This window comes from Parafannyhessea sp., from assembly GCF_051876455.1.
GTDB lineage: Bacteria > Actinomycetota > Coriobacteriia > Coriobacteriales > Atopobiaceae > Parafannyhessea.
The window spans coordinates 1-10675 of the sequence record NZ_JBJEHW010000149.1 but is presented as its reverse complement, the minus strand read 5'-3'; the positions used below and the strand labels follow the sequence as shown (position 1 = coordinate 10675).

The 10675-nt window shown below is 66.2% G+C and carries 8 protein-coding genes; 4 read left to right on the top strand and 4 right to left on the bottom strand.

Annotation, left to right across the window (positions count from 1 at the left end):
* Window positions 1-625: 625 nt before the first annotated feature.
* From ACI38Z_RS06635 to ACI38Z_RS06625, 3 genes are all read left to right on the top strand, one after another.
* On the top strand, window positions 626-1138 hold the full coding sequence (locus ACI38Z_RS06635; RefSeq protein WP_439789406.1) for a hypothetical protein: 513 nt from the start codon (window positions 626-628) through the stop codon (window positions 1136-1138).
* A gap of 170 nt (window positions 1139-1308) precedes the next feature.
* A complete protein-coding gene (locus tag ACI38Z_RS06630; RefSeq protein ID WP_439789405.1) occupies window positions 1309-1431 on the top strand; it encodes a hypothetical protein in 123 nt (40 codons plus the stop codon).
* Window positions 1432-1473: 42 nt separating this feature from the next.
* Entirely contained in the window at window positions 1474-1908 is a 435-nt protein-coding gene (locus ACI38Z_RS06625; RefSeq protein WP_439789404.1) for a C-GCAxxG-C-C family protein, read from the top strand.
* Between the two features lie 73 nt (window positions 1909-1981).
* Here the strand turns inward: ACI38Z_RS06625 and sdaAB are convergent, their stop codons facing one another.
* Together sdaAB and gltX are read right to left on the bottom strand one after the other, a co-directional pair.
* On the bottom strand, window positions 1982-3562 hold the full coding sequence (sdaAB, locus tag ACI38Z_RS06620; protein WP_439789403.1) for an L-serine ammonia-lyase, iron-sulfur-dependent subunit beta: 1581 nt from the start codon (window positions 3560-3562) through the stop codon (window positions 1982-1984).
* Between the two features lie 126 nt (window positions 3563-3688).
* The gene (gene gltX / locus ACI38Z_RS06615; RefSeq protein WP_439789402.1) at window positions 3689-5206 is read right to left on the bottom strand and encodes a glutamate--tRNA ligase; all 1518 of its coding nucleotides are present in this window, start codon (window positions 5204-5206) and stop codon (window positions 3689-3691) included.
* Window positions 5207-5404: 198 nt separating this feature from the next.
* Here gltX and ACI38Z_RS06610 point away from each other — a divergent pair, with 198 nt between their 5' ends.
* A complete protein-coding gene (locus ACI38Z_RS06610) occupies window positions 5405-6352 on the top strand; it encodes an Rpn family recombination-promoting nuclease/putative transposase (RefSeq protein WP_439789401.1) in 948 nt (315 codons plus the stop codon).
* Window positions 6353-6436: 84 nt separating this feature from the next.
* Here ACI38Z_RS06610 and ACI38Z_RS06605 read toward each other — a convergent pair whose 3' ends face one another.
* Together ACI38Z_RS06605 and ACI38Z_RS06600 are read right to left on the bottom strand one after the other, a co-directional pair.
* On the bottom strand, window positions 6437-8671 hold the full coding sequence (locus ACI38Z_RS06605; RefSeq protein WP_439789400.1) for a YhgE/Pip family protein: 2235 nt from the start codon (window positions 8669-8671) through the stop codon (window positions 6437-6439).
* Window positions 8668-10675, bottom strand: a 2008-nt coding sequence (locus ACI38Z_RS06600; RefSeq protein ID WP_439789399.1) for a YhgE/Pip family protein, incomplete at its 5' end; no start/stop codon positions are given. The genes ACI38Z_RS06600 and ACI38Z_RS06605, both read right to left, overlap by 4 nt.

The following is a 10675-nucleotide window of genomic DNA, read 5'->3' as shown; positions in this document are numbered from 1 at the left end:
TGCTAGTGACTGACTAAAAGGTCGTGCGGGTTCAAGTCCCGCCTCCGACACCACGCACACGAGGTCCCCGTCAGCCCAACGGCTGGCGGGGACTTTTCGTTAGGCTTCATGTCGACTCCCGCGGGCGAGAAGAACGACTTTTTTAGATTGATTATTTATGTCAGGTGTGCGCGTCTGGTGCCCGCATTTCTGCTATGTCCCACTGACAGCGCGAGTCTGGCCCAGGTAGCGCCAAACCCCTCTGCACGTTAGTTTGAGGCACATCGCAAGTAAGAGAAATATAGCTCTTTAACTCGACAAACGACCTCCATTGCGCTATACTTTCCACCGTTGGAGGAAAGGTCCTCCGCCCCCTTGGCGGGGTAGTCGCAGGCGCTTTTCTGGAGCGTTGCATTTGATACGTGTTTTAATCTTCTTTATTGTCACGTAACGCAAAATCACAACCAAAGACCAAGACGGCGCAGACACGTTGGTGCCGGCGTCCCGCGTACCTTCCCAACCGAATGCACCCGTTCTTCTCCACAGATCGCCTGGCCCATGGCGGACAGGCGTTTTGACCTGGCGTGTGGCAATGTGACCGCAAGTCGGTGGCGCCAGCGTGCGTCGCCGGGAAATGGAGGGCAAGTTGGCAGAGTTCCTCACGGAAGACAACATAAAGACGGCTCAGCTCATCACGGGCGGCAAGCTCACGGACGCGGACATCGAGGCCGCGGACCGCTTCTTTGTGGCAGCAAAGCGGCTGCAGCCGTGCGACGCGAGCGCGTTCAAGGACCTGGATCCCCTCAAGACCAGGGCGATCATCCCGTTCATGGCCATGATGGCGCTGGGCGGCCCCGTTCATGAGTACGAACGCCGGGGCATGTCGTCGCAGGGCATGATGGCCATGGCGTCATACATCGCGGGAGGCTTCATGTCATCCCTCGAGGGACCGCGCAAGCACGAGACCAACGCGTTCTTTGTTGCCTACAACGCCGTTCTCGAGGGCATTGACCTCGGCATCTACATGGCTCGCAGGGAAGAACTCTCCGAGGACGACCAGGAGATCGTCGCGTCGCGCGTCGACGAGGGCCTGCGTGTGCACAGGGAGGTCACCAAGTTCGCGGAGGAACTCGAGCGGGAGAACTCCTCGGAGGAGTAGCGCCTCGGGGGGAGTGGTTCCTGGGGACGGGTGCGTTCGGTGGGAAGTCTGGCGGATTCCTGACGATTCGTCCGACATTTGAAAACGACCATGCACGAGGCCTTACACGCAGCGTACGGGAACATGACCACAATGGAGTCTATTGCCAACCCGTCCGAATGGAGGCTCCCATGAGCAAGAAGAACAAGAAGCGCGCGCAGCAGAAGGGCGAGAAGGACGAGGCTGCGGACGCTCCCGAGGCTGCGGAGGACTCGGAGCCCAAGGCCGAGGACGGCGCGGGCCAAACGGCGTAGAATGGCCAAGAACCGTACGCATGGCAACCAGGGGAGGGCCATATGGAAACCGAGACCAAGGGCATGAGGCGACAGGACTACGTGGACAAGGCACTCGAGCTCCATCACTCTGGCTACAACTGCGCCCAAAGCGTCGCCTGCGCGTGCAGCGGTCTCACGGACGTCGACGCGGACGAGCTCTTCCGTCTGATGGAGGGCTTCGGCGGCGGCATGGGCGGCTTCAGCGAGACCTGCGGCGCCCTCTCCGGCGCCATCGCCATCCTGAGCAGCACCACGAGCGGCGGCACCGCCAACCCCAGGACCAAGGCGGGCACCTACGCCCGCGTGAGGCCCATCGTTTCCTCCTTTAGGGAGAAGAACGGCAGTACGCGATGCCCGGAGCTCAAGGGCATGACGGGCGGTCCCGTGCTGCGCTCGTGCGACGGCTGCATCGAGGACGCATGCAACCTGCTGCTTGACGCCCTGGGCGTGGAGTAGTCGCACGCAGGCAGATCGCAGCGGCAACGTAGTGCGGCCATCCCCCGTCACGTGCGGGGGATGGCCGCTTTGGCTACTGGGCGCAGGTCCCGCGCCTGCAGGCGGAGCAGGCCGAGGGGGCGGCCGCGAGCCCGCCGAGGGCCGTCTCGCGCAGCGCCGCGGGCAGCGAGTCGCCAACGGACTTCATGGCGGCCACCACCTCGTCGAACGGCAGCGGGTCGAGCACGCCGGACAGGGCGAGCTGCGCGGCGCTTATGGCGTCTGCCACGCCGATGACGTTCCTGTCCTGGCAGGGGTACTCCACGAGGCCTCGCACAGGGTCGCACACGAGCCCCAGCAGGTTCGCGATGGCGGTCGACGCTGCGGAGAGGCAGGTGGCGGGGTCCGCCCCCATGAGCTCCGCAACGGCGGAGGCGGCCATGGCGGCGGCGGTGCCCACCTCCGCCTGGCAACCGCCCTCGGCGCCCGCGACGGACGCGTTCCTGGCCACGATGGCGCCGACCGCACAGGCGTTCCAGAGCGCGTGCGCCACCTGGTCGTCCGTGGCACCCAGGGCCTGCGCGACGGCGAGCACTGCGCCCGGGACCACGCCTGCCGAGCCTGCGGTGGGTGCCGCCACGATTACGCCCATGGTCGCGGAGCGCTCGAGCGTTGCCATGGCGTAGGCAGAGGCCCTGGTGAGCGTGTCGCCCATGAGCGCACCGGCAAGCTTGGGGGCGCCGTCGCGCAGCGCCCGCGCCTGGCCGCCCAGGAGCCCCCCGAGCGACGGCTGCGGGTCATCTATGGGGGCCGTGACCTCCTCGCGCATCGTGGCGAGCACGCGTGCCATGGCGGCGTCCGCGTCCGCGGTGGGGAAGAGCTCGAGCTCGCGGCGGCGCATCAGCTCCCCGATGCCCATGCCCTTCTCGCCCGCGAGGGAGAGGAGCTGCGCCCCCGAGTCGAAGCCCAGCTCGAGGCGCGCGTCCGGCGCGACGGGGGAGGCGCCGGGGACGTCGACGAGATTTGCGAGCGTGATGTTGGGGGCGCGACGCAGGTACTCGAGGAGCCGCTGGTCAAGGCCGCCGTCCACCTCGAAGACCGTGTAGGCGCGTCCGCCGCGCCGCTCGCGGAACGTTCGCATGGTCGCGATGTTGACGCCGCCGGCGGAGAGTCCGCTCGTAAGTGCCGCGAGGACGCCGGGGCGGTCCTGGTGTGCCACGAAGATCGTGGGGTAGTCGCCCGTGATCTCGACCGCGATCCCGTCGATCGAACTGATGCGCACGCGCCCGCCGCCGAGGGACTCGCCCGTGACGGACATCGTGGTGCCGTCCGCCCCGCGCATCGCGATGGTCACGGTGTTGGGGTGCAGGCCGGCGCCGTCCGCATACGCGACGAAGTCGAAGGCGAGGCCTGCCTCGCGGGCGAGCTCGAAGGAGTCGCGCACGCGGACGTCGTCCGGTGCGAGGCCCAGCATGCCCGCCACGAGCGCGCGGTCCGTGCCGTGGCCGCGGTACGTGCGCGCGAACGAGTTGTAGAGCGTGAACGTGACGCCCTCCAGGGGAGAGGGGCCGAGCGAGCGGGCCACGAGCGCTATCCTGAGCGCGCCGGCGGTGTGCGAGGAGGAAGGGCCCACCATGATGGGGCCGAGGATCTCGAACGCTGACGTCGTCATCATGGCTGCCGCCTCCCAAAACGAAGGCCGCCGACTCGGTCGTCGGCGGCCTGGCACGTCTTCCGTGCGGTAGTGTCTCATTATTTCGAGCGTGTTACAAGCCCTGCCTCGGCAGGCGCGGGACGCGGCCTACCTGGCGAGCGGCAGCGCCTTCTGGAGCCGCGCGAGCGCGACGTCGCGGCCGAGCAGCTCCAGCGACTCGCCCAGCGGGGGCGAGACCTGGTTGCCGCACTCGGCCACGCGGACGGCGCCGTAGAACTTGCGCTTGTTGGTGCCCAGGGCCTCGGGCAGGGGCTCGAGGGCGGCGTCGATCGCGGCGGCGTTCCAGCCGTCCGCGTCGAGCTTCCCGAGCGCGTCACCGGCGGCCTCGAGGTAGGCACGCGTGCCGTCCTTGGCGAGGTTCTTGTTGACGCTCTTCTCGTCGAACTGCACGTCGTCGCCCCAATAGAGGAAGCGGCTCTTCTCGACCACCTGCGGAGCCAGCGTGGTGCGCGGCTTCAGGATGCTGGAGAGAAGGTCGAACCACTGGGGCCTGGTGGCGTACACGGCCTTGGCGTCCGAGCCCTGCTCGAGGCCGGCGGCCATGAGCTGCGGCACGAGCTGCGTGAGCGAGAACTCCTCGTCCGACATGGCCTGCAGGTACTGGCCGTTGATCCAGTCGAGCTTCTTGAGGTCGAACGTGGCGGGGTTCTTGGAGACGTGGTCGAGCGAGAAGCTCTTGGCGAGCACGTCGCGCGGGACGATGGTGGTGTCGCCGTCGAGCGCCCAGCCCAGGAGCGCCAGGTAGTTGACGAAGGCGTCGGGGTCGTAGCCTGCGTCGCGGTACTCCTCCACGGAGGTGGCGCCGTGGCGCTTGCTGAGCTTCTTGCCGTCGGGGCCCAGGATCATGGAGATGTGGGCGAACGTGGGCGTGGGGGCGCCCAGGGCCTCGTACACCATGATCTGGCGCGGGGTGTTGGACAGGTGGTCGTCGCCGCGGATGACGTGGGTGATGCCCATCATGGAGTCGTCCACGACGGTGGCGAAGTTGTAGGTGGGCGTGCCGTCTGAGCGGAAGATGATGAAGTCGTCCAGGGTGTTGGCCTCGAAGGTCACGTCGCCGTGGACGGCGTCGTGCACCACCACGTCGCCGCGGTCCAGGGGCACCTTGATGCGGATGGTGTGCGGCTCTCCCGCGTCCACGCGGCGCTGGGCCTCGGCGGGGTCGATGTTGCGGCAGGTGCGCTGGTAGCCCTGGAAGGGGTCGTGGCGCTCCTGCGCGGCCTTCTTGTCCGCTGCGAGCTTCTCGGGCGTGCAGAAGCAGTAATACGCCTTGCCGTCGGCCACGAGCTTCTCGGCGGCCTTGCGGTAGATGTCCAGGCGCTCGGTCTGCCAGTAGGGGCCGTAGTCGCCACCGACCTCGGGACCCTCGTCCCAGTCGAGCCCCAGCCACTTCATGGCGCGCAGGATGATCTGGGTGTTCTCCTCGGTGGAGCGGGTGGGGTCGGTGTCGTCGATCCTCAGGATGAAGGTGCCGTGGTTGGCGCGGGCGAAGGCCCAGTTGTAGATTGCGGTGCGCGCGCCGCCGACGTGCAGCTTGCCCGTGGGAGAGGGGGCAAAGCGCACGCGCACGGGACGAGCGCTGGCGTTGGTGTCAGAGGAGCTCACGATTGGAGTCCTTTCGGTCGAGAAAAACGTACAGACTCAGCTAGTATAGCCCAGCCCCTCCCGAATGGCCTGCCTGCCGCAGCGTCCACACGAGACGCGACGGGTTGCGTAAGGCTCATGCAAGACAGGGGAGAGCTTCCCGCAAGGTCGCCCTGCTACCATGGCTGCCCCCCGATGGGTTCGACGGATGGAGGCGGCATGGGCGACGCACGCGAGCTTACGATAACGGACGACTTCATGTTCGGGTCGGTCTTCAGCGACCTGGGGCTCTGCCAGGGGCTACTTGAGATAGTGCTGGGAACGGCCATCGTCAGCGTCGAACGCGTCGAGTGCCAGGAGCCGTTGGCAACGAGTCCGCTCTCACGAGCCGGAATAGTCGATCTTCTCGTGCGGGACGCATGCGGGAACGTCTACGACGTCGAGATGCAGAACGAGGTCAGGCAGCCGAGCCTCGCCCGGCGTGCGCGGTACTACGGCTCGCTGGTTGACACGGCGGCTTTCGACAGGGGGACCTCGTTTGGGAGCCTGTGCGACCGGGTGGTCATATTCATCTGTTCGGATGACCCATATGGGTTTGGCTATAAGCGCTACAACTTCCGAAACGTGTGCCTCCAGAACGCCGATCTCCAAATGGGGGACGGCGCGGAGTTCGTGTACGTCAACGCGAGGGGTGTGAGCGGTGATTCGACCCCCGAGCTCGACGCCCTTCTGGAGTACCTCTTGGACGATGCTATAGTCGAAAGCGACTACGTGAGCCGCGTCGACCAGGCGGTCAGGGCGCGCCGCGAGGACCCCGTGTGGAGGAGGAGCCAGATGCTGTGGTCGGAGAAGTACCGTGACGACTTCGCGCGCGCCCGCATGGAGGGGATGAGCCAGGGCCTCGAGGAAGGCCGCGAGAAGGGTCATCAGGAGGGCCTGCAGGAGGGTCTCCAGGAGGGTCGCAAGAAGGGTTTGGAACAGGGCTTGGAACAGGGCTTGGAACAGGGCTTGGAACAGGGCCTGGAGCAGGGTCGGCAGCAGACCGTTGCCGAGATCGCGACTCTGGCAGGGAAGCTCGACGAGGCCGGCCGCTCTGCGGAGCTGGCCGAGGCGATTAGGAACCCCGAGAAGCTCGACCGCCTGCTGATGGAATTCCACGTAAGGTAGGCCGTAACCAAATCGGGCGGCGTGGTGGGTCGCCACCTATAGAGAAAAAGGGTGCGCCCCCGCTTGGAGGGCGCGCCCACGTGCCTACATCAGCTTCGTGCTCTCGATCTTCTCCTCTATCCAATGGTTCAGCCGCACGACGGGCTTGCGCAGCAGCAGTCCCAGCAGGAGCGACGGCACCAGGAAGAGCGCGAGCCTGCCCATGGCCAGCCAGTAGTCCATGCCGTAGAGGCCGGCGATGGCGCAGTGCATGGCCTTCTCGGCGTGCACGAAGGGCAGGAACGGGTAGACGGCCTGGAACGACTTGGGGAGCATCTGCTGCGGGAACGTGCCGCCCGAGCCCGCCACCTGAATGACCATGAGGAGCACGGCGATGGCCTTGCCCACGTCGCCGAACGACGCCGTGAGCGAGTAGATGATGTTGATGAACACCAGCGAGGCGAACCACCCGCACAGCAGGAAGAGCCACGGGTGTAGGCACTGTATGCGGATGAAGAACAGGTCGCCGAGAAGGACGAGCGACGACTGCATGAAGCCGATGACCAGGAAGAACGTGAGCCTGCCAAAGTAGGCGTGGCGCGGCTTGGCGCCCGTCTCGCGTATGGCGGCCTCGGAGGGGATGCACCTAACGAGCGCGCAGAGCACGACGCCGCCGACCCAGATGGCGAGCGTGGTGTAGAACGGCGCCATGGCCGAGCCGTTGTTCGCGACGGGGTAGATGGCCACGCGGTTGGTCTCGACGGGGGACGAGACGAACTCCGCGAGGCTGTCCGGGCCGGCGGTGAGCACCTTGCGGATGGTCTGCATGTCGCCCGAGGCCAGGGCGTCCTTGATGGAGCCGCGCATGGAGTCGAGGTCGTCCGCGGCGGCGCGCAGCTTGTCCGAGGTCTTGCCCAGCGTGTCCTCCACGCCGGAGAGGCTCTTCTGCGTGGAGGTCATGGACTTGTCGAGGTCGGTCGTGGTCGAGGCGAACTTGCTCGCAAGCGCGTCCGCGTCGGAGGCGGCGCCGTCGATCGTGCTCGCAAGCTTGCCGAGCGAGCCGCGCAGGCCCTGCTCGTACTCGTCCGAGAGCCCGGAGAGACTGCCCTTCGCGCGCGAGACCAGGGCCTCGAGCTGCGACTTGGCGCTGTCCGCGTCGGAGGTCGAGCGGTCGATGTCGTCCGCGGTCTTCTGGAGCGCGTTCGAGAGGTCGGTCAGGTCATCGAGCGCCGTCGTCACCCTGTTGTTGAGCCCCTCGACCGTGAGGCGCACGGTCGACACGCTCTGCAGCGTCACGGGGTCGCCGTCCTGCCCCAGGCTCGTCTCCCAGCTCTTCGCCAGGGTGTCCGTGCCGTTGAGCTGGTTGCTCAGGTCCTGCAGGTTGGCGCGCCTCGCATCGACCTCGGTCTTCACGTTCAGCAGCGCCGCCTTGAGCTTCTGGGTCGACCCGCCCGCCGTGGCATAGGCGGCGTCGATGGCGGAGGACACGTTGTCGAAGCTGGCGGAGCTCTGCTGCAGCGTGTCGTTGAGCGAGTCCGTCACGCCGTCCACGGCGCCGTCGAGCTTCCTCACGCCCGAGGAAGTGGTCCTCAGGAGCGCGCCGGCGCCCGTGCCGCTGTCCGTCGCGGAGGAGAGCATGCCGTTCGAGCTCGTGAGCAGGCCGCTCGTGGAGTTCACGAGCGACTTGTAGCTGTCGACGTTCGCGGCAACGTTGCGCAGCTCGGAGGCGCCGTCTCCCAGCATGTTGTCGAGCCTCGTCACGAGGTTCAGCGTCTCGTCGTCCGTCAGTGTGTCCGAGAGGTCCGTCAGCACGCCCGCCAGCACCTGCGTGAGCGAGCTGTCGAAGCTCGAGTCGATTGCGTTCTGCGCCGCCGTAGAGACCTTGTCCGTCACGATGGTGCCGATCGCGTTCTTCTTCTCGTTCACGGCGTATATGACCTTGGCGTGCTTCACGTTCTTCGAGAGCACGGTCATCATGTCCGAGCTGAAGTCCTTGGGGAACACGATCGCCGCGTAGTACTCGCCCGAGCGCACGCCCTCGAGCGCCTTCTTCTTGGAGGTCACGACGTAGTCGACCTTCTTGGAGCCCTGCAGGTCGGACACCATGCGCTCGCCGATGTTGATGTTGGCGCCCATGACCTTGGTCTTGTAGCCCTCGTCCGAGTTGGCGAGCGCCACCTTGAGGTTGCCGGTGTTGCCGTAGGGGTCCCACGCGGAGTAGATGTTGAACCACGCGTAGAAGCAGGGGATGACGATCATGCCCACGCACACCACGAGTGCGATGGTGTTGCCCCAGACGTGGTGGAAGTCGCGCTTTATGAGCGAGAAGAGCTTGCTCACCTCGCATCACCGCCCTTCTCGTCCGTGGCGTCCCTGTCGTCGGAACCCTGCCCCTTCGCGTCCTTGCCCGTGAGCGAGGCCGTGACGTTGAGTATGAGCTTGGTCGGCTTGGTGTCGTCCGAAGGGCCATCGCCAGTGGTCGGCCTGATGTCCGCCTTGACCTCTTCCCTCACGTCGTGGACCTTCTGGGCGGCCTGCCTGCGGCGGTCGTCGAACTCCGTGCGGAGCCTGCCGATGCGCTGTCCGATCCTGTGGCTCATGGGGTCGATCGCAACCTCCGCCTGCTCGTCCGCGCCGTTGGCGCCCGCGGTGCCGTCCGTCGCCTGGACGTCAGCCGAGGGCGAGCCCGAGCCACCACCGCCCGTGCCGTCGCCGGGGCGCCCGTTCTTATCGCCCTTCTCGATGAGCATGGTCTCGATGGGGGCGAAGGCGAAGAACTCCTGCCTCAGCTGGTCGCCGAGCAGGTCGTACAGCTCGTCCTCGCTCATGTCGGAGAGGTGCGTCTTCTGGCCGATGCGGTAGTGGAAGTACTCCGTCACGATGAGGAACGTGCAGATGACGATCATGGAGACGATCCACAGCGTCATGAGCACCATCTTGAACGGGAGCACGAACATGAGCACGTTGAGCGCCACGGGCACGACGATGAGCGCGACGAAGCCGCGGCGCACGAGCACGGGGTACATGAGCTCGAAGTGGGCGGCGCGCGACTCGAACGTGCGGTGGTACTCGCGTGAGTTGGTGAGGGCCTTGATGATCGTGGTGAGCTTGAAGTGTGCCTCGTCCATGCCGTAGCGCTCGCTCACCATCATGTCGGTCTCGCGCAGGCGCTTGTCGAACAGCGCGTTGATGTTGAGGAGGTGGCGCCTGGCGCCCAGGCCCACGAGCAGGGCGAGGGGCATGTAAGCGAGGAGAAGGACGGCGATGTTGAAGCCGAAGTAGTTTCCGTAGTAGCCGGCGATGGCCTCGCGCATGGCGTTGTTGCCGTAGGTGAACGGCAGGAGCGGCTCGAGCGCCTGGAAGAAGCCGGGCATCATCTCGATGGGGTACGTGCCCGATGACCCGGGGATCTGCAGGATGACGAGGATGACGCCAAGCGCCATGCCGATGTGCTTGAAGGCGGTCGAGAGCGAGAAGACGATGTTCACGTACACGAAGGACTCCACCATGCCGGCGATCACGAAGGCGACGGGGTGAAGGCACTGGATGCCGAGCATGAGGTCGCCCACGCAGCACACGATGGCCTGGACCTCGCCCAGGAGGACGAAGAGCATCGCGCGTCCCACGTAGCCCTCCCATGGCTTGAACTCTCCCACGCCCTCGCGGTCGACCTCGCGCTTGTAGATGGCCACGAGCACGAAGCCGCCGACCCAGAGCGCGAGGTCGGTGTAGAAGGGCGTGACGCCCGAGCCGTAGTTGCGCACGGAGTAGATGGCCTGGGTCTTGAGCTCGACCGGTGCCGTGAAGTAGCTCTTGAGCACGTCGGAGTCGACGCCGGATATGCTTATGAGCTCCTTGTAGGCCTCGGTGCTCTGCAGCGCCGAGATGTCGGACTCGAGGCCGTCGAGCGTAGAGACCGCGCGCTTGAGCGAGTCGCGCGTGCCCTGGAGCGAGGGCTTTGCCTGAGCGAGGACCTGGTCGAGCTGGTCGAGCGTGGCGGAGAGCTGGCTGAGTGCCGGCGTCATGCTCGCGACGTACGAGGAGACCCCGGACGCCGCGTCGGAGAAGTCGTCGAGGGCGCTGTCAACCTGGGGGATGGTGGAGTTCGTAATGTCGGACTGCATGCCCGAGAGCGCGCTCGTGCTCTGCTGGATGGCGTTGTTGACGGCGGCGGAGAGGTTCTTGGTGTCCACGACGCCGCTCTTCACGTCCTGCGAGAGCGCCTTGAGCGCGTTGATCCGCTGCTGCATGCCGTCAGTCATGCCCACGAGGAACTGGACCTCGTTCTCGAGGCTCTTGGAGACCTCGGTCTGGGCCGTGAGGGATTCGCCGCTGAGCCCCTTG

What these genes read in the sequence shown, in the direction of transcription:
- ACI38Z_RS06630 (WP_439789405.1), top strand. Translation starts at nt 1,309, where the DNA reads ATGAGCAAGAAGAACAAGAAGCGCGCGCAGCAGAAGGGCGAGAAGGAC.
- ACI38Z_RS06625 (WP_439789404.1), top strand. Translation starts at nt 1,474, where the DNA reads ATGGAAACCGAGACCAAGGGCATGAGGCGACAGGACTACGTGGACAAG.
- sdaAB (WP_439789403.1), bottom strand. Translation starts at nt 3,562, where the DNA reads ATGATGACGACGTCAGCGTTCGAGATCCTCGGCCCCATCATGGTGGGC.
- ACI38Z_RS06610 (WP_439789401.1), top strand. Translation starts at nt 5,405, where the DNA reads ATGGGCGACGCACGCGAGCTTACGATAACGGACGACTTCATGTTCGGG.